The sequence below is a fragment of the Enterococcus pallens ATCC BAA-351 genome (genome assembly GCF_000407485.1).
In the GTDB taxonomy this organism is placed as follows: Bacteria; Bacillota; Bacilli; order Lactobacillales; family Enterococcaceae; genus Enterococcus_A; species Enterococcus_A pallens.
The window spans coordinates 350734-373226 of record NZ_ASWD01000002.1; the positions used below are offsets into that span (position 1 = coordinate 350734).

Sequence of the window (22493 nt, forward strand, 5' to 3'; positions counted from 1 at the left end):
ATTTCTCCCTGTCTATTTGATATAGCTGCTTACTGGCTGCACTGCTCTTTCCGGCAGCTGCCCTTTTGCCACATCCTCTACATCACGAACACATTTTTTACCCATTTCCTCAAGACATTCCATCGTATAAGCTGACGTATGCGGTGTCATTACCACATTGTCAAATGCTAGGTAGGGATGGTCTTTACGTCCTGGCTCTTCTTCTAAAACATCTGTTGCAAAACCAGCAATTTTGCCGGTCTTCAATCCTTTTACAACCGCTTGTTCATCCAATAACGCACCACGAGCACTGTTAGATATATAAACATGCTCCTTCATTTGTGCAATTTCCTTATCACCAATCATATGATAATTTTCTTCTGTTAAATTAGCACATAAACAAATGATATCCGCTGATTGGAGCAATTCCTCCAATTCAACTTTTTTCGCTCCACGACTCTGAATATCCAACTCTGATTTGTATGGATCGTAGGCTAGTACGTTGCAACGGAAACCATTTCGCAAAATTTCTACGACGCAGCTGCCGGTATTACCAACGCCTATGACACCCACAGTTTTATTAAATAAAGTCCGACCAACAAATTCAGCACGCTCTTCCCAACGGTCCTCAGTCACTCGCTGATGAGCTTCCACTGTTTTCCGTAAAATCGCCATCAAATTAGTTACATTATTCTCAGCTACGGCATCTCTTTCTACTAATGCCGGGATAATCGTCACAATTGTATTGTGCTTTTTAGCCGCTTCAGTATCGACATTATTAAAACCAATCCCATGTCGAGTAATTAAAATAAGTTCATCCTTGTGATCAAAAAATTCTTGCGTAAAAAATGGAGTAACACTCGCAATAATAATGTTATAACCCTGAAGTGTCTCTGCTAATTCCCGGCCTTTAATTTCACCATCCACTGTAAAATGCTTTACTGATCCAATCTCTTCCAAACGCTGAATATGTTCGGGAAATACTCGACCAAAACTACTGGAGTTAACAATTGCAATGTTGTATTTTGACATTTTTAAGCCCCTTTAATTGCTCTTTACGACAGCATGCCCACCGAAACCATGTCTTAATGAAGCGACGACCTTATTGGAAAAGCTGTCTGAAATTTTACTTTGGTTACGAACGAATAAGGATAACGCGATAGTTGGTACTGGAATATCCAAGCTTAAAGCCTCTTCGATCGTCCATTTTGCTTCACCACTGGCATCTACCTCGCCTTTGATTTCATCTAAATGAGGATCTTGTGCAAATGACTGCTCCGCTAATTCCATTAGCTTGGCCTCAATCACTGAACCATGGTTCCAAACGTTTGCTACTTTTTCTAGATCAAAAGAGTAGTCGGAAGCTTCCAACAGCTGGAAACCTTCACCAATTGCCTGCATCATGGCATATTCGATTCCGTTGTGCACCATCTTCAAATAATGACCTGAACCGGCCTTACCCGAATATAAATAACCATCCTCACAAGCTAAATCTTTCAAGAAAGGCTCAACGATCTTCACTGCCTCTTCATCACCACCGACCATTAAACATGCACCGTTACGAGCGCCTTCCATTCCACCAGACGTGCCGCAATCAACAAAATGTATACCTTGCTCTTTAGCTGCTTGATAATTCTTTAAGCTATCATTGAAATTAGAATTACCACTGTCAATAATCACATCGCCTTTATCAAGCGCTTTCAACAAGTCTTCCACTAATGAATTCGTAATTCTTCCAGCTGGTGTGCTTAGAAAAATTATCTTTTGTTCATCTAAAGAATCTAACAAAGCTTCAATTGTAGAAACCGTTTGAACAGTTGCTGCATCGGCTCGCTCACGTGCTTGGCTGCTTGCATCAAAACCAATAACTTCCCATTGTTTATCCATTACATTCAGCGCCATGTTTAAGCCCATTTTGCCAAGCCCAATGAATCCTATTCTCATATTTCTTGTTCACCGCCCTCCTGCTATACTAAAATCATATTGCGAAAAGAATAAATTGTAAACAATTACCCTAAATAAAAAATATTTTTTATTCGTGTTTTTTTTACTGTGTTATTCTATTCAATAAATTATCTACATAAGTTAAAGCACTCCTTTGTAACCGTTACCATCATTGTTACTGAGTTCTTTTGGCTTATAATCTGTTACAAAAATTAGAAAACACCAATAGAAGTATTAGATAAAAAAAACGATTACTATTATAGCAAGCTTTTTTACTACAGCAAAAAGAATTAAATAGGAGTTTTTTTAATAATACATTCCTCACTTTCAAGTAAGCGTTTCGATAAATGCTAGCTGTCTTTCACGACTGTCTCGATTTATCTTTACTTCAAATTCTTAAACCTGTTCTTATTTAATAAAATATTTATAGCTTTTGAATAAAGATTATTTATTTTGAAGGATTGGCTGTCAAACAGTTGATAAAAGCCGTTCTCATAGGCTTTTAGAAGAGTTAAGGACTTATATAAAGGAAAAAAGATATTTTGAAGAAATTGTCTTTTAGAGTACACTTCACTATAATGAGCATAAGATCTTTCGGAAAATCATCAATGTAACCGCTTGAATTAGAATTTGAATGGAGGAAAAGACATGAAAAACCATTACCTTGATCAGCGGATTAGAATAAAAAGACCCAAGCTTAGTGATACTGAGCAAAAAATAGCGAATTACCTTGTTCACTCAGAAGAAGGCGTTGCTCATAAAACCTTAGACGAATTAGCTAATGAAATTGGTGTTTCACAATCTTCTGTATACCAGTTCGTTAAACGAATCGGATATGGAGGGTTTCAGGAATTTAAAATAGATATTGCTCGCAATTCCAATTACCAGCCGAATTTCCAAGCAGTTAATACGATGAGCGGAACAAGCGGAACGGATGATATTACTTCAGAAGATTCCAGTATCGACATTGCTAAAAAAGTGCTGCAGTCAAATCTGCATTCCTTAAGCAACTCGACTCATTTTATCACTGAAGAGCTGTTAGATAATGCTCTAGCCTTAATATATTCAGCAAAGACCTTGCACTTTTTTGGTCAAGGAGGATCGACAATTGTAGCTTTCGACAGCTTCCATAAGTTTATACGAACTAAGTACCGCTGCAACTACGTTTTTGATTACCACATGCAGCTAAGTTTCGCAACTAAACTAACGAGTGAAGACTGTGTTTTTATCTTTTCACATTCGGGCCAAACTAAGGAATCAATCAATTTAGCCCGTCAAGTAAAAAAAACTGATGCTAAGCTGATTACTCTTACTGGTAATGGCGGTTCAGAGCTGGTCAACCTTTCAGACGAAGCAATTATTGTTGTTACTGATGAAAGCTTATTTCGAACAGAAGCCCTCTCTTCCAGAATCGGCTACTTAACAGTAATGGATATTCTATACACCAATGTCATGCATCACAACTACGATCAAAATACGGATTCTCTGAAGAAAATCCGGGATAATATCAGCACTACAAAGATTGACCCTCACAATTTCATGATGTAAAAAAAACAAGGCAAGACCGAAGATGGTCTTGCCTTGTAGCTATAGCTAATGGCCTATTTCACACGTGGTTCTTCAGATTTTTCTTCTTTTTTATCGTCATCAGACATTTCTTCACGTTTTTCGTTTACATATTCTTTGGCTTGGTCTGCTTGTTCAGAAGCTTTGTCTTGCAAGGTTTCTTTATCTTTTTCATGTTCTTCTTTGGTCTTAATGTCAACGACCTTCAAGTTCACTTCGATAACATCTAAACCTGTCATTTGTTTAACTTCTTTAGCAACTACTTGTTTTAGGTTGTTGAAGATTTCTTGGATGTCTTTGCCGTATTCAACAACTACGTCCATATCAATTGCTACTTGTTTTTTGCCAACTTCAGTTTCAATTCCAGCAGTATCGTCCGCATTGTTGCTGATCTTCTTAGCAGTGTTTGAGAAGAAGCCGCCATCTACGTTTAATAAACCATCTACGCTGTCTAATGCCACCGCAATAATTTTCTTGATTACTGAGTCGTCGTACTCAACTTCACCACGGATATTTTCGATGTCTTTAGTGTCAGTTGATTTTTGGTCCTTCTTGTCTGCTTCCTTATTCATATCTTTGTTCATGTCGTTACTCATAGCTTTCGCTTCCTCCTTATTATCTGAATTTTTTTCTTCACTTTTTTGCTTTACTTCAGCAGCTTTTACATCTTTGCCGCTTTTTGTTTCTTTGCTGTTTTGATCGTCTTTCACATCAGGTGATTTAACCTTTTGATCTTCGACCTTGTTTTCATCTTTTTTGATGTCTTGTGAATTTCCGCCGGCTGCATCATGTGCTTCTTTGACACTTTCGGTAACTTCTTTTTTCATGTCTTTATCTACTAAGTTTTGAATTTCCATGTTTCATCCTCCTCTTTTCTTATGTATTAAGCATAGAGCAGAATGTAAAAATTTCAAAATAAAACGCTTGATTGTGTCAATCAAGCGTTTTTCTTTATCCATTTTTGACTATTTTTAGTCCAAATTAACTTTTTCTAATCTCTTTTCAGGGATAAACCACAACAATAACATGAAACCATTAATCCCAATAACTAATAATGGATGGATTAACCAGCCGGCCAATAAAGCGATGACGTTCAGCGAAAGTGTCACCCACATTTTCTTATAATGACTAAACAATTTACCAATGGCCGAATTTTTTCCATTGCAACGGACTAGCGATAAACCCAACAGATAGTAAGCCACATCTGTTCCTAAAATAACTAAGCCATAAAAAATTTGCGGTGCCAGCGATGTCGGATAATCCGTGACCCAAACTGTCACATATGGAAAAAGTGACATCATCAAGATCAACAAATTATTCATCCACAACACTAAACCATCTACTTTTTTTACCATGTGAAAAAGGTGATGATGATTGTTCCAGTAAATAGCCAGCGAAATAAAACTGACCAAGTAAATGATAAATTGATGCGCATGGCCTTCAAAAGCAAAAAACGTGTCGCCATTTGGCTCGTGCAGCTCCAAAACTAATAAAGTCATAACAATGGCAATGACTGCATCGGTGAAGGCTTCAATTCTATTTTTAGGCATTCAAAATTCCTCCCTACATTCCTTTTTGAGTCTACTACATGTTCTCTGAAAAGTCTGGTTTGAAGCCTTTTACACACGAAAAAGACTCCTAAAAAATTAGGAGACTATTTCAAAATATCAATTAATTCCTTTTTAGCTGCTGCTGAAGCTGGTAGATAGCTGAAGCAAACACCAATCAACGTTGACGTTCCAATAGAAATCAAAACAGTCATCAAATCTGGACGAACTGAAAAAGGTAACGCAAAGGAAGCAGCAAAAGCAATTAGAATTCCTAACACATAGCCGATTATCCCACCACTCAAGGTTAGGACAATTCCCTCAAAGAGAAATTGCTGCTTAATGGATTTCGCATTGGCACCCAGTGCACGCCGTATTCCAATTTCTTTGGTACGTTCTGATACCGAAATATACATCATGTTCATTACCCCGACACCCGCTATAAATAACGAAATTGCTGCTACAGCACTAATGAACAGCGTCATCTGATCCAGCATAGAGCCCAATTGTTTTATCTCAGCTGAAGGATCATAGCTTTGATATTCACCTTGCAATCGGCTTTCTCCATTAACATTCAACTGCTTAAGTACCTTGTCCATCGCCGCTCCATCCTCTGTTTGCGTATTGAACTTGATTGCCAATACAGAGTGATCTTCCTTCTTACCTAAATAGCGGGTATAAGTCTTTTTAGGAAAATAAGCCAATGGTTCATAGTTTTGCGGACCGATCTCTCCAGAGGTATTAGCGGAGATGCCAACTACCGTAAATACTTGCCCATTCAATTCAAAGCCTTTATTTAAGGCCGCCTCAGCCGAACCAAAAACTTGCTTTGCAACAACTTCGTCTAGGACAACTACCTTATTTAATCCATCATTATCAGCTAGATTCAACTGACGTCCTGTTAAAATGGATAACTCGGTTTTTTCAGTTGGCTCAACAGTCATGGTCAGCTTCGTATTTTTGTCGTAGAAATCCACCGAAGGATTGCTGTCTTTTTTAGTCGCTTTGTAATAAGTAACTTCTTTCACTTCTGGCAGATTAGCGACCATATTTTTATCGGTTTGAGAAATTCCCGAATCTTCCTTGATCAGATTCTCAAAATCATTGTATTTGATATTGATGTATTGCGTCTGACCCGTTTCATCAGCTCCGGTTGTTTCTGCTAAAATATTACGCTTAAAACCATTCCCTAAAGCGACAATCGTAATCACTGCAGCAATCCCAATGATAATACCAAACATAGTCAGGAAGCTGCGGCGCTTATTTTTAAAAATCGAGCGAAAAGCGGTACGCCAAAGAATGTACTTTCTCATGATTGCACTACCTCCTCAATCATCTGTCCATCTCGGATCTTCAACAAACGGTCGCAATAAACAACTGTTTCTGGATCATGAGTAACGAGGATAATAGTAACCCCTTCATCATTCAACTGCTTAAACAGCTGCATAATCTCGTCGGTTGTATGAGTATCCAAGGCCCCTGTTGGTTCGTCAGCAATAATAAAGCTAGGCTGATTAATCAATGCCCGCGCAATTGCTACTCGCTGCTGTTGTCCACCAGAGAGCTGCTTTGGCAGCTGATCCAGCTTGTCCGCCAATCCTACCCTTTCCAACGCCTGCTTTGTCTTTTTTTGGGTTTCATTATGCTTAGCACCATTGTACAAAAGCGGCAGCTCGACGTTTTCCGCAACAGTCAAATTTTCAATCAGACTAAAATTTTGGAAAACAAAACCCACTGACTGATTACGAATCTCGGATAGTTCTTCATCCTTAAACTCATCAATTTCCCGACCTTTAAAGAAGTAATGTCCCTCGAACGTTCGATCAATAAAGCCTAAAAGATTAATTAATGTCGATTTCCCAGAACCAGACGGCCCCATAATCGCTACAAATTCACCAGCATCAATCGTAAAGTTGATATCATTTAGCACATTCAGCTTCGTCTCACCGGTTTCATAGTATTTATAAATATGCTCCAGCTTAATCATTGGCACTCACCTGAATCTCTGCGCCATCCTTCAAGTCAGCATCCGGATTTTCAATGATTTGATCCTTCGCTTTAAGCCCTGCTTGAACAACCTTGCGTCCGTTAACTTCTTGCGTTTGAATTTCCGTTTGCTTCACTTTGCCATTGTTGTATTTAAAGACATATTGCTTGTCTCCTTTTTGCTTAATGGCTGCATCAGGCAAGATAAGCTGGTCCTGTTTTAAGGTAATTACCGTTGATAAATCATCTGACCAAGGAAAATTTCCTTCCACAATAAACTCATAAGAAGCAACATTATTATTATCGTTACTAGCAGCAATCGCACTAGAGGCAACACTCTTGATCTTGCCTTCAGCCTGTTGATTATCGCCCACAGTGGCTACTTGAACGGTTTGACCAGGCACCAATTTGTCTAGATCATACTCTGTTACAATGCCTTTTATTTGTTTGGTTTTACTAGAGATTGTGACAACTGGTACTTCTGGTGAAGCTTTTCCCTTTTCTTCAACGGATACGATGCCATCAATTTCAGCATTAACAGTCGTTGAGGCTTGCTGCTGTTGTCCGGTTAGTACATCTTTTGCAGATTGGACGTCTTCGTAAGCACCCTGTACGGCAAAACGTGCTTGGCTTAATTGATCATTCGCCGATTGCAGCTCTGCTTGCTGCTGCTTCAATTGTTCGTTGAGACCAGCCTTTTCTTCCTCATCCTGTGCCTGTGCAAGCTTTCGCTGTGTATCAGCTATCTGGTTGGTCACTGCCTGAACCTGCCGCTCACCTGATGTAACAGCCGCTTCTGCCTGGGAGGCTTCTAAAGAGCTCTTATTCACCGCATGTTGTTGTGTAACCAGTTCATTTTGTGCGGTATCGTTTTGATATTCCAGTAAAGGTGTGCCCACGGAAACTTCCTGTCCATTGGCAACAGGAATCGTTTTGATTGCTCCTTTGGTAGTATCTAGAAAGTAAAGCTGCTTTTGAATCGGTTCAACTTTTCCCTTTAGCTGTAAAGAATCCGCAGTTTTTACTGTATATGCACTATATGTAGATTCCGATTTTCCTGATCTTAAGGCCATAAATCCACAACCTGCAATAACTAAACCCGCAACACCAGCAATAATTATTTTTGTCTTTTTCTTCATGTTTTTCCTCCAAATAAACTTTCTAGCTCTAGTTTACTGAAGGCAAGGAGAAATCGACATCGAATCAGCTAAAATCAATCTAACAAAAAAGTAAGGTGAGAGCGGACAAAAAAACAACCTAAGCTCGAAAAAGCATAGGCTGTTAATTAGCTGTGTATTTCTAAACTGCGAACTCTTGACTCAGCAAAGCTTCCAATCGTGCAAGCTGCTCATCATTAAGATAAGGCGAATAAGCACTCAGCAATGCTCGACGTTGTGCCTCATCTAATTCTGACATATTTGCTTCAAATTGCTGATACAGCATCTCGAACTCTCCATCTGACAGCTCTTCTAGTTCTTCATCCCCTTGATAAAATTCACCGGATACACCGCTCAGCTCTTGCGGTTCAAAAAGACTATCTAGCTCTTCCTCAGGAACAATGTCCTGCTCTTTTGGCATTGAAATAGCCTTCTTCGTTTTACTTGGCGTGAGTACGGCCTTCATCGTCATCTTTTGTTCCGAGTCCCGCATTTTTACCGTACAGTCCGTTTTTAATGTCTTTTTATTAATTTTCATTGTTAACGTCATATTGTGTAAACTCTCTTCAGTATCTTCACCGAGATTAACGCTTTTAGCTAGCTTTTCTAGCTCTTTGCTGGTGAAGGTGTGAGAAACGGTCTCGCCATCACTCTTGAAGCTGTCTTCTTTGGCTTTCTTTAACAAATTATTCGTTTTACTTCTAACTTCCTTAGGATCTAGCGTATCCTCGTCGTCATTATCTGCTGTCATTTCTTCTGGATCAATCGCAATATATTTTCCTTTTAACTCAGCTACTTGTTCTTGATTCACTTCAGCTGGCATACCAAAACTGTTCATGAACGTCAGCATGCCATCAACGAAGGAAGTCGATAGATACACTTCATTTCCTTTTCCAACTAATTCAATAGGCATTGTGTTCCCGAATGCTTTCACATCCGCATCAAAACGGAAGCTTTCATCTTTCTCGTCATACTGATAGTCCCCATCAATTGACATGTCTTTCAAGCTTTCACTTAACCTACTAGCCCAAGCTGCTCCAGTAGTCTGATTCATTTGAAAATCTGTGATCGACACCTCAAATTTTCCAGCATTGTACTCTTCACTGCCCAGCGCACTGTAAGCACCGATAAACTCTTCTTTCGGACTCTTGCTGCAAGCCCCTAAAAGCAAGACTACCCCAAGCAAAACTATTAACTTAACCCTTTTCATTTTCTTCTCCTCCAACTATGTCTTCGCCTTTTATCAGTCATAACAATGAAAGTGTTCCCCAACAGATGATTCATTCATCTTCTTACAGTATACCTAGTCCTAAAAAGAAAGAAAAGCCTGCTTGGCAGCATACTGCACTCTTTGCTTCTGATAAGAGAAATAGCTGTTTTTAAAGAGTTTTTGCTTGAATCAATAGCGAGCAATACATTTACAATAAAATTTGAGACTAATCCTAAAAAAATAGCTGAACGATTATGTCCTATCCTGACGAATAGACATACAATCGTTCAGCGTTTCTTTTTTCAGACCAGTATCAAACCTTTTTCTAATTTAAATAACCGACTGAGGAGAATACAGCTGTGCTTCCTGTTCCTCAGCTAACCAGCGTTGGTAAAACTCTTCATTTAGCTTATAACCTCTGCCCCATAGTGTGGTGATAATTTCATGGGAAAAGCCAATGTGCTCAAACTTTATTTTGATTTTATTGATCAAACAAGACAGCTGACTCATATTGGAGGAAGTCTGTCCATCATCCCACAGATATTCGCACAACTCCTGTCTGGACAATACGCCACCATGACTTTGTGCCCATAATAATCGCTCAAATACCTTTTTCTCAGTCTTAGAAAAACTCTTTTGAACACTTCGCAATAACCCAACCGTTGAAGTATTTACCTCACTTGTTGGAAAATCCAAGATTTGGATTTGACTAGTACTCACTCGCTGCTCTTCCAGTAAGCGAAGTGCATCCACCAGCCCTTCTCGCAATTCTTGAATCGTCGGACTTTTGATAATCCAATGATGAATCCCTTGTTCCAGCCATGCCTCCTGTTCACTAGCAGTTACAGATTCGCCTACACGAATAACGGCTAGTGAATAGCGATTTAAGGTTGGCAAGAGTTGTTCAGCTTCGCTGTTGCTGACTGTCTCACTAATAATTACTAGATGAAAATAAGAGATAACCGGTGACATTCTTCCTTTCTGTAGAGATTGAATCAAATCGGCTGAGCATAAGACTTCATAATTCAAATAGTGAAGCTGCTGAATCAAGGGTTCTTCGGATAAAACATTTTTCGTTAAAATAAGTACATGTTGCATGGGGATTCACCTTCTCTTTAAATTTTTGGTGTTTTCTTCTCTTTTATAGGCGGCCTTGCCTCGGTTTCTTCCGTATCGATTAGGACATTCCACAGGATGACCAATGTTACAACCACACAAATGGCTATCTGAATCCATAGCTGGTCGAAATAGGATTGCGCTAACTTAATACTAAAAATTGCCAGTAGGAAACAAATGACTAGGATAATCGCTAGTTGAACTTGTTTCAGCTCCTGTTGAACACGATAAGCTGTTTCTATCGGTACGCGTTTTCGTTGGGCTACTTGTCGAACGGAATTCTTCTCCACCAATAACCAGATCATTTCGCGATAGAGCTTGCGTGCTTCTGGCTCTCTGCTAAACAACGAATATGCATCCTTACTACGATCTCGTTCCTTCCCTGCTTTGACTAATACGGGATGAAGCAGTCGATCGTTCCGTAATGACCAACGAAAAATCTGGCGCCATTCTTCAATCGTTAGCTGTGGAAGATTGAGAACATCTAATGTCAGCTCCTGTGCATCTAACTGATCCAAGCAAGCCAGCAGCTGACGATAATCACGGGAAACAACTTCCCACGAAGCAATTACTAAATGGTCCCCTGGCTGAGCAAAATTCATTAACGCTTGAAATTCACTCGTCGGTGAGTGCAAGGCTTCCACCTCTTGTGCCCCATCAGAAAAGAGTTCGTCCACTGGGTAATCCTCCAGCATATCCAATTGTTGGGTCAGTTGAAACCCGCGTGCATAGCCAAGATTCATCGTGTCCTTCCTCTTTCTGTTGGAGTTTTTCGTTTTTCAGGTTTCCAACGCTGCTTTGTTCGCAGCAGTCGGGCTACTTTTTTCTGTAAATCCTGTTGAGTTCGCATCAGCGAGAACAGTAAATAGCTTTGGACCAATACAATCAGGCCTAGCACTAGTAATAATAGATAGACCATATTCTGTCTCGCCTCTTTCGTTTATTGGGTTTTAATTTCCCCTAAATCATTTTTCTTATAATCCCAGCTGTATGGTTGCGGAGTCTTTCCAGCTGTAGTTGGCTTTATATAAAGTGTAATAAAATACTCTCTATCCATATCTATATCTCTTCTTGAACGTTCTATGATCCCACCATATAAATCATTTTCTGTTTTGCCTTGGTGATCTGCTCCCATGGGATCGTTGGGGTCTTCAAAATGACGTGGAGTTATAAAATTACCTACATATTCATAAAATTCAGGCAAGATTAAGTTAAGGCTCAATTGATCAAGCTCATCGGTCATGTGTTTTGTACTTACTACAAACGTTTCAAAATCAGAAACCGCATCAGTATGTTGAGACGGTATTTGTGTTTGTATTAGTTGACTAGAATCCTCAACATGATTACCACTATCTACATCATATAGCGATGTTTTCAGATTCAAATATCCCTTTTCTGGATTAACTAATTGATTCTCAGGCTCCAGTACAACTTGGCGAACATGCAGCATGACTTGCCTATTCGCATAAATGAAGGCACCCTCTTGAAAATCTTTCGTAATGGTATACTGGTTACCTAGTGGTCGAGCACCTTGTACACTATCCCCCATGCGCTCTCTATGTTCCAAAAATGTGAATAATTCGAAGTCATTCGGTTGTGCTGTAATTTGTTTACCTATTCTTAACTCCTGATCGTAAATGATATCTCCTCGAGCGAGACGTTGAGTTTGACCTAAACGTTCAGTATAAGCTTGTATGTTAATTTTTTGAGGTATGGCTGCTTTCCAGCAAACATCTGTGATTTCTTCTCCCTCCGTTTGTCCACCGTATTCGGAGAATTCGACATAGTAACCGTGATTATATCGTTGATCATACCCTAAATCACCATGTAGATCATTCCATTCCTTACTGTCATCTTTAGCAAATTGAAGAATATATTCTCCGCCAACTTCGATGGCATTATTAGGCTCACCAGGTGCAAAAGAACTGTATGCATTTGCTGGAGTGTTACCAACAATTGCATCTTTTCCTACGAAAAAAACTTCTCCAGATTCAGGTCCTGAAACCCAGTACCAATCATCTTGATCAATGTCATATTCGTCTCTAGTTTGTGGAATAATAGAATCATCATCTATTTTGCTTCCATCCGCTAATACCGCTCTTGCTCCTCCAAGTAAGCCAGGCGCTCTGGCAATATTATCAAAAATAAAATCGTGTTCTTCTGCAGAAGTAATCGTCGCAAGATAACCAGTTAATCCCCTGTATCTCAACTGTTTAGCCTTATTGTATGCTTGAAACCAGTTTGTACCTGGTTCTGTTGTATCCTCTATAAACACGTAATAATGCGTCGTCCCATCTTCATCTACCCAAGAAGTATACACTTTCTCATGTAAAATTACCTTTATACTTCCTGAAGCATCGACAGGATCCGTAATGGTAAATCGTAATTCTTCTAAAAAATCTTTAATAGTTGCTGCACTATTATTGTCTTCCATCGCAAAACTAAAAGAATAGTAATCAACCGTTTCGCTGTTTTCAAAAGAGTACCAATCCATTGGTAAAGTTAATGAGGCAAAATCTTTAATTTCTGTATTCTTTGGAATTTGAATTTCGATGGATTTCATTTTGTCTTCAACTGAGCTATCTAATTCCACTTCTACTAATTTTGCTTCGTCAGCTGTTCGTTCAACTTCGAAGTCAACCTGTTGAGTGACATCTTTGATTTGCACTGTTGTAACCTCACTGACATTACCTGAACGATCTACTGCAATCACTTGAAGATATTTTTCTGAGTCCTGTTTTTCATTAATCGTAAAAGAAGCGGTTGTATTATAAGAAAGAGAATCATTGTTTGGTGCAACATACAAATTTGGATCAAATTCACTTTCATCAATTCGGTTATGAGTACTATCCTTCTTAGCTATTATACTTGCTTTATATGACACATCATCTGGTGTATCTACTACCTGATAAAAGTACCCCGCAATGTTACTAATAATTTCTTCTTCCACTGTATCGGATTTTTTAACACCATGATCCTTTATATCAGCTTCTACGTACCATCTGTATTTCTTTCCAACATCTTGAGCATTGACCCGAATATTTAAGTTTTCACGATCACCGCAACGTATATCTAGGCTTGGACTATTGGGAGCCTGATCATCTTCCACAGTACGCTCATTAGCATTATTTTCTAAAGATACTTGAGCCAAATTATAAAGAACATTGGCGATAATCTTATTTTCCCCAACTGTAGACTGTCCATTACTGTGTCCAGTCTGAATTGCAGCTACATTGTTATTGGTTTTTAAGTACCATCCGCCTCTCCATATTCCATCATCATAGATATCTTGTCTGTTAGTACTCGAAAAAGGTTCAATAAATTCAGCCCATACTGTCCCAACACTCTGATCAGAAAGTGTTGTATTATGCGTTTCAGGAATTGTCAATTCTTCTTCATTTTGCATTGCAAAAGGATACTTCATGAGATAACCATCGTTCAGAATTCTTACCTTTTCCCCACCCGTCCAAGAACTTGTATTTGGGATATAATTATTGGATACACTTAAGTCATCAGGAAACCCAATACCTAAGCTATCGTAAAATTCAAAAAAATAGTCCTTTCCACCAGGTGGAGGCTTTACTGTAACGTGTTGAAGCATTGTGTCATGCCCAAATAGCACACCTCTTCCAGAATCAATGAAAGCTTTTGTAGCATCATATCCATCTTTAGCTAACATTTTCTGATTGTAAAAGTCCCAGCTCCCAAACATTATCACATCATATTTATAGTTATCTCCGTCTTTTAGAATATTATTTGCACCAGCATTAAAGTCAGTAATAGTACAAGAATCTACTTCAATTAACTGATTATCATCTTTCCAATCCAATCCTGCCATCCAACCCTCTAACGTATCGGATTCGGGTTTATCGGGATATACATTTAACACTGTGATCTGTTGATTGTATTTAAGAGAACGTTGATTCCAATCAGTTTGGTTTTCAGATTGATACAGTTGATAACCATTTTGTGATAAGTTAGATAAGGAGTCCCAATTCAATTCAGCATAATTCTTCTTTTCAGTCTCATCCCATCTATTTTCTGCTGTTAAATCAAATTCCCCCTCAGTAATCACTGTTGATGCTTCAATTTTTTTAACAGAAACGGTTTTCGAATAAAAGTAATAGCCTGTCCCAACTAGTAGTGTTATCAGTATTGATAGAAATATACTTCGTTGTACACGTCTTTTCCTTATTTTTTCCACTTTCATCTTCTCTCCCTCTTTCAACACTTATCAAATCAATGTTCTACTCGATAAAACACTCACCTCATGAGTGTTGTTTCTTCATAACTACTGGGATACAGTGGGGAAACTGCATCCCTAATTTTCGGTCAATGCTTCTAATGCATCGTCCACCGCTTTTAATGGTGAGTCTGCTTCAGGTGTATTTCCTTGCCACCAAGCATCTCTATAGGCAAATTCTGCACAATTGATTGTTTCCACCTTCAAGGAAATCGTCAAGTCTGTCTGATGATAACGATCACTTAACTGATCCGGCAGCTTTACTGACTCAAACAAATAGCTAGTCCTGGCTTTGGCATCTAATCTCTTATTGTAGTAGTAGTACCCATCACCGCCATCAACCCAATCAGCTGTCACCATTCCTTCTAGTTCAATACTTGTACCAATGGGTAGTGGCAGAACTTGTTCATTTTGAGCATCTCCCACAATACTCTTTCGAACCTCTGGTAAGATCATGACACGTACAAACTGTCGGATTGTTCCCGTATTTTCGATTCGTACTTCTTTAGGGATGGATTGATCTTTTGGTATTTCGGTCATGGTTTCGTCAAAATTTTCCTCAAAAATCCTTGTTTCTACCTGTCCAACCTGAAAGTCATTTTCTTTACGATCTTGAGCAGTCATAGCTGCATAAACTAGATAGCTTCCTCCAATTAAAAGTAAAAAGCAGATAAAACCTAATACAAGGTAAAGTCGACGGTGAATTTTTCTTTTTTGCTTCATTATCCTCCGCCTCCTTGATTGCTTTTACTCATAAAAACCAAATGATCCTTATACATATCCTCTACTGGACTGCCAGCAATTCCCCAATCAGTTAGAATCGATTCGGTTATATCGTGGGCATCCATTTCAGGTACCAGTTTGTATAAAGCCCCCTTGTACTGATTGGCATATCCAGCATCTAAGGTAATGCTTTCCAATAAATTGACCGTTAGATTCTCTGTTTGAGGGGTCAATGGGTCATCCTTTGACTGTAAGACTTCAGAATAGTAGAAGAAACCATCATGGTAAAACCAATAGTTTTCCTCTCCAACTGTATCGTCAGGATCATCAAAAACCTTAGCAGCTTGAAAGTTCAACTGAAAGGCAGACAATGGTTCTGTTCTTGCCGCTTTATAAAGATAATCGTGATCTTGTACACTAGCATTGGCTACGTAATGCTTCGTTCCATCAACTGAATAAACATTACCAACCGCCCAAGTACTTGTGTTTTTTGTGTCAATTAACGTATCATTTTGCTCATCCAATTCATGAAGTGTCAGATTCGCATTCCCGTTTAAAATGTTGGCATCCTGTCGGTGATTATCAGTCGTGTCTATCTCAAATCCTACAAAAAACTCTTTAAAAGACAGCCGGACAATTGCCGGTGTTTCTCCATCATTCTTCACTCGAACAGCTTTCGTTTGCGTAGTTCCCGGTGCCCAATGAAAGACTTGGTTAAAGTCTTCATCAATTCGAGCAGATAATTGTTTGCGAGTGGCTTCACTGCGATTCACCCGTTCATCGTCAGAGGTAATCCAAGCATAGGTGCTACCTACGACCAGCAATAAACTCAGCACGAGAGAGAAGCAGGCGAATAATCCTTTACTGCGAACAAAGGTCCGAAACAAATGCCGACGTTTTTCTTTTTGGTTCATCCCTGCTCCTCCTCCCGTCGTTTTTTCCATAAGAACAAGACAATCAACACCAACAACATCCCGCTTAGAAACATATACACAATTTCTTCCCCAGTTTGTGGCAATCGTTTACCAGAACCAGAGGCTTGGGGAGGGCCTCCAGTATTTGGTAAATTGCCCCGACCAGTGCCCGATCCAGTTCCAGAATCAGACGGAGCTGTCGGAACAGAAGAATCAGAAGATGAAGGTTTCGTTGGTTCAGTTGGCTTAGTCGGCTGTTGATCTCTGGTTCCCACAAAAGTCCAGTAAAACTCCAGCTTGCTTTGTTCTCGCAAATCTTCATTCGTCAAACTGGAATCCAGTGTAAATCTTGCGGTTAAAAGTTTATCCGTACCGTACTTGCAAATACCCAGTTCTAACGGTGTCTTCGACCAGTCAAATTCACCATTGCCTAACAATGGTCCCTTGTAGATTTCCTTTCCATCCAGTACCAACGTCAACGTGATATGGTCTTTCCATAACACAGAACCACTAGAGGAAACTTCTTCTACCAACAGACCTAAAGAAAAAGGTTCCTCCAAGTCCAAACTACGGATGGTGATTTCCTTTTCATAGGTTTCACCTGGGAGAATATCTTGTAAGTCAATGTAATATTCTCCTTCAGAAGTGACATAAATCCCTTCTGAATCGGCAATGACTAAACCTGGTGGCAAGGTATTGGCAGCCTCACTAATTTGTCCATGACCAAAAGACAGGAGGAAAAGAGAAATGCCCAACAAACGGATTACCATTGATTTTAGGTAGTTCATACACCTCCTCCTCCCCAGTCCTCATTGTTATGCTCCGATGCGAGCAACCAATTGTTGCACAATTTTGTCCGTGTCACTATCATCTACCGCACCATCCAGATTCCAACCAGCTGAATCTTTCAATGCTTCTTCAGTGGCTTGAATTGCTTCCATCTTCACGACTAAATCGTATGTCGCATTGGTGTATTCGCCACCTAAATCTTTGTCATAAATCAATTTTTTCAATAGTTGAGGGGTTGTCACACTTGGCTTCAATGGCTCAGTGAAGTAGAACCAACCATCGTCTTTGTTGTAAACCCATTTAGTCGCTGCTAAAGCGTCAACCGTTGTAATGTCTGTCCCGTATCCGATACGGATATGGTTTTTGTTTAGCCCTGTTTTATCCGCTTGAACACCCTTCGCATCGTTATTTGCTAATGGAATTTGATCTGCGTCTGTTGCTGGAGCAGGTGTTGGAATAGAAGCAATTCCTAATGTTCCAATCGTGTAGTCATAATCCACTCCATGACGATTCCCTGTGGTTCCTAGCAAAGCATGACCGGTAAGCGTGTTGTCTTTATTAGGTAAAGAAGACTTCGCCCAGTTCACCACGGCATTTTGGTAACCACCTGCGTAGTAACTGTATTTCAAATCACTAACTTCAAATTCCCAATCTTTTGCAGCGAGAGCTCTGTCAGGAATGTCTTCGGTTGGTGTCACTGTATATTGCATTGCTTGGTATTCACCAGTCGCATACTCATGAACAACGACTGCTTCGTAACTTACAGAACGTTCGCTTGTTGTCGGATCAATGGTTAACCCACCTTTGACAAATAATTTCGTCTTTGCTTCTAATCCAGTTACTTGTGTACTTGGATCTGTCACTTCAGAGAAACCGTTGGCTGCACTGATTTTATCTGCGCTGTATTTAACGGGAACATGAGAAGTTAGTGTATTCGCAGCACTCGGATCATATTTTGCTCCAGCTACTGTGTTGTCACCATGAGAAACTACCCCTTTACTTGCTAAATGCTTCAGCACTTCTTCATAGGAAACGCGTACAAACACATTGGCATTTCCTGTATTCGTTACGCTTACTTCCTTCGTTGCTTCGGTTCCTGGTACCATTGGTTTTGGTTCCCATTTTTCATTTACGGTAACACTGTCATCGACTACTGCCGCCGACTCCACTCGGTTAATCCGTTGTTGTTGTGAGGTGATCCAGGCAAATGTCCCTGAAATTACCGCAACTAGTGCAAGCAATGCCGCGATGGCCAACAACTTTTTCTTTTTACGTTCTTTCATTTCTTTTCTCCCCTTAACGTTATATTTTTTATATAAACATTTGCAGTTAAACAAATGTTATATCCTTGATGGCTGGTGTCCCGGTTGGCTGCCCTTTTCTGGCGGTAGAAAATATGCCTTCAATACTAGAATAAAGCCAAAGGTGGATAAGGCACAGACCAAGCATAACCAGACATTTTCTTGAACAAAGGCTAAAAAAGTGCCCATCTTAGGAATGACAAACGTTACTTTACCGTAGACGCGATCCGCTTCTATAGGCGGATCATTACTGTTATTGGCGTCCCCTTTCGTCACGATGTATTCCCCTGGTACACCATTCAATTCATCCAGACGCTCCACCATCCTGTGGGTTAAGTAACGATCGCCTTCTCCTACCCGAAAAGTCACCACATCGCCTTCTTTGACCTCAGAACCATTCATCAATTTAACGATCACGATATCCCCTGCATAGAAACCACCTTTAGGCGAATCTGCCTGAGGTGCCATGGAATCTGTCAATACCTGATAAAAACGATGACCCAAAATAGCTGCATCTGATTTCTCACTGAAGGCAAACATTAAGGAACTCAACAGAATGCCAATCGTTAAGGTGTAGAAGAACAGATTATAGGCAAACAAGAAAATTTTTTGATTCGTGGATTTCTTCGCTTGTTGCAAAGTCGGTTTTCCTTGTTGCACAGGTCTTGGGCGCTGAGGTCTTGGCCTCGGTGGTCCCAGTTGTTCCCGTTCGTATCCATAGTTATTGGGTCGTGTTCGTAAATATCCTTGTCGGTTCGGCCTCCCTCTTGGTGGATAAGAATCCCGTGAAGGTGGCACTGTTCGACGTGAGTAATCACCTTCTCGACCTCGATTAGTTGGTCGTTGAGACGGATAGTATCTCCGATCCTCGTATTCTTCTTCGTAATAGTCACTTCTTCTAGTTGGTCGGCGATTGGAAGGGGCTTGTTCACGATACGGCGATTCGTCATACTCGTAGTCATGATCCCGATAGTCACGTTGTCTCGACATAGTTCCCCTTCTTTCATTGGACTGGTTGATTCCCTGACAGCTGCTTGGCTGGTCGCTGGGCAGTTGATGGAATAAATATTATCGGCTGCCTTGTTTGATTGATTTGTAGTTCCTGTTCACTACTCTCACCTGATCTTTCCACTGCCTGATTTTCTTCTGAACTATCTTCTTGTTGGATTGGCTCATTCACTGGTTGTTCTCGTTCTGTTTCAATACTTATTTCTGGGTTCTGATCATAGGAAGTTAACTTGTAGGCTTCAATCAGAGCAATCAGCTTCTTATCATAAGATGTATCTGTCGCATACTTTCCAGTTAAAGACTTTGCCGCTTCTTGATATGTTGCAGCATTCACTTTCCACGTTTCTTGGTAGAATCTAAAATTCCCTGAGAGACCATTTTTCAAAAGAGCCGCATAGTCTTCTAATGACTCTCTGTAACTAGGATATTGCCGAAAAGCAGATTGAATCGTATAAAGCTGTCCATTTCCTTTATCCTCTTGTGTTTTGAAGGACACCTGCTTGCCTTGATAACTACCTTTGATGCCAAACAAATTGTGATAAGGCGGCCGAGCTAACTGACTGTTGCCTGATCCTGTTTCTAAGATCGCTTGGGCAATCATGACTGACGCATACAGCCCTTCATTCCAAGCAATCTGTTGAGCATCCTTACCAATCAGTTGAATGAATGTTTCGGTTGTTTGATTCTTACTCACTGAAAACTGATAATTCTCTACAACTTTTTCTGCTGGAAGCGGTGTTTGAACCTGGCTCACTTCTTCTGAAACAGAAGTACTTGGCAGCTCTTGGTTTATTTTTGATTCACTTGTTTCGGTACTTGCAGAAAGTAATTCTTTTTCCTCGGTACTCTTTGTCTCTTTAATAGAAGAAACAGATGAAGAATCAATAGAGTCAATGACTTTGTCATTCTCCATACTGATAACAGTCGAATCGGTTTCTACCTCTGGGAGTGTCTCTGCTTGAGAAGAAACCATTCTCTTTGTTTCTGCCAGTACTGTTTGTTTTACTTGTTTTTGGCATCCAGTAAGAATAAACAAACAACTGCTTAACAAAAAACATCCCAGCAGAATTTTACCCTTCATCTGACCTCCGCCTTTCCGGTTGCCCCCGCGGTTTTCTTCTTGGTCGAGCCATTCGTTTTAAGTCTTGAAGTGTCGAATGGTAATGTAATGCCGTCATTCGTAAATAGATCGCCAATAACATCAGTAACAACAATAGAAACAATTGACTAACGGTTACCACTTCCTGAAAATCGGTGAAGTAAAAGAAAATTCCTAACACAACAACACCTAACAAGACGACCAGAGAAAACAACCAATAAACCCAATACCAAAAGGTGTACCATTCGATTTTTTCCTGCAATGTCTTCATTTTCGATAAAGCCCCTCATGGACGATCCCTAATATTTGGGGCTCGGTAATCAAGCCAAAATGGCGGCTGTCGCAAGACAATTCCCGATTATCTCCTAAAATAAAGTAATAGCCTTCCGGGATTCGATCTCGAGAAAAGTCATCCCAGATAAAGTCATCAGTCTCTGGGGCAAACGGATCGTGTACCCGCTTTTTATTGACAAATAATTTTCCATTATGATAATCAATCCGTTCTCCCGGCAGACCAATCACCCGTTTTAAGTAAGTCCCTTCTGGATTTTCTGGCGGATGCAGAACAATCACATCAAAGCGTTTAGGTTTATGATGGGCTGTAATTTGAATCACTTCCTCTTCTTTAAAGGTTGGGTACATGGACAAGCCGCTGACTGAGTATTTGGGATATAGCCAGTGATACGCTTGAAAGAAACTAAAAAATATCAGATACAGTCCGACAAAAAGCAGAGCGACTTTTGTTGGAAGCGGCCATCTGCTGAAAGGATTGCGTCTCCCACCTCAACCCGCCTCCTCGGCGTCTTTTACCGGGGGATCCTGATGCTCCCGGACCATCTTTTCTAAAATGGAACTTTCACCTTGAAGCAAATCAAAGTACGCTGCCTTGCCTAACAGGTTGTCGTAATCCATCTTCATTAATTTGACATACGGCTTACGAAACCAGGGCCTGGCGTGAACTTGCGCGCGAGATTCAATCACCTGACATTCATAGATCACAAAATGAATATCACGCGCAGAGAAATTGGCCTTGATCTGTTTGACTTGATCTCGTTCATAAACTAACTGATTCGCAGTCACAGTCATCTTTTCGGTCTTATTCACCAGCTCACCATTTAAATGCCACATTTGTTCTAAGAAGCGAGCCTTTTGTAATAGATAGGTATATTCTCGCAAGCTGATCTTCAGCGGTTTATCCCAGTTGCTTTCTTCTTTCTGTTCCTGTTTAAAGTACTGAATGCCGCTATAAAGCATGGAGAGCTCTAATTTCTCAATCACTAACTCCAGCTTTTGATTCACCGCTCGCAGGCGGGCCTTGCTTTGGCTTTCGAGATTTTCTTCCTCTTTTTGAACTCTATCGATTGATGATGTTTCGATTGAATCAACTGCTGTCGTAGTGGTTGATTGCTCTAATTCTTTCTCCAGTTGTTGGGCAGCTAATTCTTGGAAAAGCTGTTCGGCTCGCTTCAACGCTTCCTCTGGTGCCAAGGCAAATTGTTGAGACAGACTTTCTTCTAAATGGACCGCGAAAGGAAACCCTTCTTTTCTTAATGTCAGTGGTACAAAATCAAAGCGATAGACTTGACGTCCATATTTAGGTTCTTCTGTTTGTCCCTTTAGCCAAGCAAACTGAGGAAAAAACTGTTGAATAGCCTGCCAGAAAGCTTGCCAGTCAAATTCGCCTGGCTCTAACAACAGCTCCAGATGATAGCTGCCGTCCATCCATTGAAACAACTGTTTAAAATGGGACTGAATTTTTTCTCTTTGATTTCCATCTAAGCTGCCCTCTGGGGCATACAAATACTCACAGGCTTTTTCGATAGCCACTAATAAGTTTGTTTCAGCCAAAACATCGGTCATCTCTGGTGCCGGGGTGGGATACAGTGTTACTTGTGTCTGTTTCGTCTTCAC

At 40.1% G+C, this 22493-nt stretch carries 21 protein-coding genes; 1 reads left to right on the forward strand and 20 read right to left on the reverse strand.

The features are described 5' to 3' along the window. Positions 1 to 12: 12 nt before the first annotated feature. Together I588_RS08335 and gnd are read right to left on the reverse strand one after the other, a co-directional pair. A complete protein-coding gene (locus I588_RS08335) occupies positions 13 to 1011 on the reverse strand; it encodes a D-isomer specific 2-hydroxyacid dehydrogenase family protein (protein WP_010755483.1) in 999 nt (332 codons plus the stop codon). A 12-nt stretch (positions 1012 to 1023) separates the two neighbouring features. Further along, the gene (gene gnd / locus I588_RS08340; RefSeq protein ID WP_010755482.1) at positions 1024 to 1923 is read right to left on the reverse strand and encodes a phosphogluconate dehydrogenase (NAD(+)-dependent, decarboxylating); all 900 of its coding nucleotides are present in this window, start codon (positions 1921 to 1923) and stop codon (positions 1024 to 1026) included. Positions 1924 to 2571: 648 nt separating this feature from the next. On the opposite strand from gnd, the gene I588_RS08345 reads away from it, so the two are divergent. Continuing rightward, positions 2572 to 3471: a MurR/RpiR family transcriptional regulator gene (locus I588_RS08345; protein WP_010755481.1), complete on the forward strand. Its 900-nt coding sequence runs from the start codon at positions 2572 to 2574 to the stop codon at positions 3469 to 3471. A 53-nt stretch (positions 3472 to 3524) separates the two neighbouring features. On the opposite strand, the gene I588_RS08350 is transcribed toward I588_RS08345, so the two are convergent. The 18 genes from I588_RS08350 to I588_RS08440 all read right to left on the reverse strand — a co-directional run bounded on the left by I588_RS08350 (position 3525) and on the right by I588_RS08440 (position 22493). Further along, positions 3525 to 4346 carry an Asp23/Gls24 family envelope stress response protein gene (locus tag I588_RS08350; RefSeq protein WP_010755480.1) on the reverse strand — a complete coding sequence of 274 codons (822 nt, stop codon included), beginning with the start codon at positions 4344 to 4346 and terminating at the stop codon, positions 3525 to 3527. Between the two features lie 114 nt (positions 4347 to 4460). Next, on the reverse strand, positions 4461 to 5039 hold the full coding sequence (locus I588_RS08355; RefSeq protein WP_010755479.1) for a TMEM175 family protein: 579 nt from the start codon (positions 5037 to 5039) through the stop codon (positions 4461 to 4463). A gap of 104 nt (positions 5040 to 5143) precedes the next feature. Beyond that, on the reverse strand, positions 5144 to 6349 hold the full coding sequence (locus tag I588_RS08360; RefSeq protein ID WP_010755478.1) for an ABC transporter permease: 1206 nt from the start codon (positions 6347 to 6349) through the stop codon (positions 5144 to 5146). After that, positions 6346 to 7023, reverse strand: a complete 678-nt coding sequence (locus I588_RS08365) for an ABC transporter ATP-binding protein (protein ID WP_010755477.1) — start codon at positions 7021 to 7023, stop codon at positions 6346 to 6348. The genes I588_RS08360 and I588_RS08365 overlap by 4 nt, the downstream gene beginning before the upstream one ends. Next, the gene (locus I588_RS08370; protein ID WP_010755476.1) at positions 7016 to 8161 is read right to left on the reverse strand and encodes an efflux RND transporter periplasmic adaptor subunit; all 1146 of its coding nucleotides are present in this window, start codon (positions 8159 to 8161) and stop codon (positions 7016 to 7018) included. The genes I588_RS08365 and I588_RS08370 overlap by 8 nt, the downstream gene beginning before the upstream one ends. A gap of 160 nt (positions 8162 to 8321) precedes the next feature. Further along, complete coding sequence (locus tag I588_RS08375; protein WP_010755475.1) at positions 8322 to 9389, reverse strand: hypothetical protein; 1068 nt, start codon at positions 9387 to 9389, stop codon at positions 8322 to 8324. Positions 9390 to 9719: 330 nt separating this feature from the next. Beyond that, positions 9720 to 10487, reverse strand: a complete 768-nt coding sequence (locus I588_RS08380; protein WP_010755474.1) for a helix-turn-helix domain-containing protein — start codon at positions 10485 to 10487, stop codon at positions 9720 to 9722. Between the two features lie 17 nt (positions 10488 to 10504). Continuing rightward, positions 10505 to 11248 (reverse strand): recombinase family protein, encoded by a 744-nt coding sequence (locus tag I588_RS08385; RefSeq protein WP_010755473.1) that lies wholly within the window; start codon positions 11246 to 11248, stop codon positions 10505 to 10507. Between the two features lie 197 nt (positions 11249 to 11445). Beyond that, positions 11446 to 14715 carry a C-type lectin-like domain-containing protein gene (locus I588_RS08395; protein ID WP_010755471.1) on the reverse strand — a complete coding sequence of 1090 codons (3270 nt, stop codon included), beginning with the start codon at positions 14713 to 14715 and terminating at the stop codon, positions 11446 to 11448. Positions 14716 to 14826: 111 nt separating this feature from the next. Further along, positions 14827 to 15471: a hypothetical protein gene (locus I588_RS08400; protein ID WP_010755470.1), complete on the reverse strand. Its 645-nt coding sequence runs from the start codon at positions 15469 to 15471 to the stop codon at positions 14827 to 14829. Then, positions 15471 to 16385 (reverse strand): hypothetical protein, encoded by a 915-nt coding sequence (locus tag I588_RS08405; protein WP_010755469.1) that lies wholly within the window; start codon positions 16383 to 16385, stop codon positions 15471 to 15473. The genes I588_RS08400 and I588_RS08405 overlap by 1 nt, the downstream gene beginning before the upstream one ends. Then, entirely contained in the window at positions 16382 to 17173 is a 792-nt protein-coding gene (locus I588_RS08410) for an LPXTG cell wall anchor domain-containing protein (protein WP_010755468.1), read from the reverse strand. The genes I588_RS08405 and I588_RS08410 overlap by 4 nt, the downstream gene beginning before the upstream one ends. A gap of 27 nt (positions 17174 to 17200) precedes the next feature. Next, positions 17201 to 18457, reverse strand: a complete 1257-nt coding sequence (locus I588_RS08415; RefSeq protein WP_010755467.1) for a hypothetical protein — start codon at positions 18455 to 18457, stop codon at positions 17201 to 17203. A 57-nt stretch (positions 18458 to 18514) separates the two neighbouring features. Then, complete coding sequence (locus I588_RS08420; protein ID WP_010755466.1) at positions 18515 to 19465, reverse strand: signal peptidase I; 951 nt, start codon at positions 19463 to 19465, stop codon at positions 18515 to 18517. A 13-nt stretch (positions 19466 to 19478) separates the two neighbouring features. Continuing rightward, a complete protein-coding gene (locus tag I588_RS08425) occupies positions 19479 to 20564 on the reverse strand; it encodes a glucosaminidase domain-containing protein (RefSeq protein ID WP_010755465.1) in 1086 nt (361 codons plus the stop codon). After that, on the reverse strand, positions 20554 to 20853 hold the full coding sequence (locus tag I588_RS08430) for a hypothetical protein (RefSeq protein WP_010755464.1): 300 nt from the start codon (positions 20851 to 20853) through the stop codon (positions 20554 to 20556). The genes I588_RS08425 and I588_RS08430 overlap by 11 nt, the downstream gene beginning before the upstream one ends. Further along, on the reverse strand, positions 20850 to 21314 hold the full coding sequence (gene lepB / locus I588_RS08435; protein WP_034692358.1) for a signal peptidase I: 465 nt from the start codon (positions 21312 to 21314) through the stop codon (positions 20850 to 20852). The genes I588_RS08430 and lepB overlap by 4 nt, the downstream gene beginning before the upstream one ends. 51 nt (positions 21315 to 21365) lie before the next feature. Continuing rightward, positions 21366 to 22493 (reverse strand): hypothetical protein, encoded by a 1128-nt coding sequence (locus I588_RS08440; protein WP_010755462.1) that lies wholly within the window; start codon positions 22491 to 22493, stop codon positions 21366 to 21368.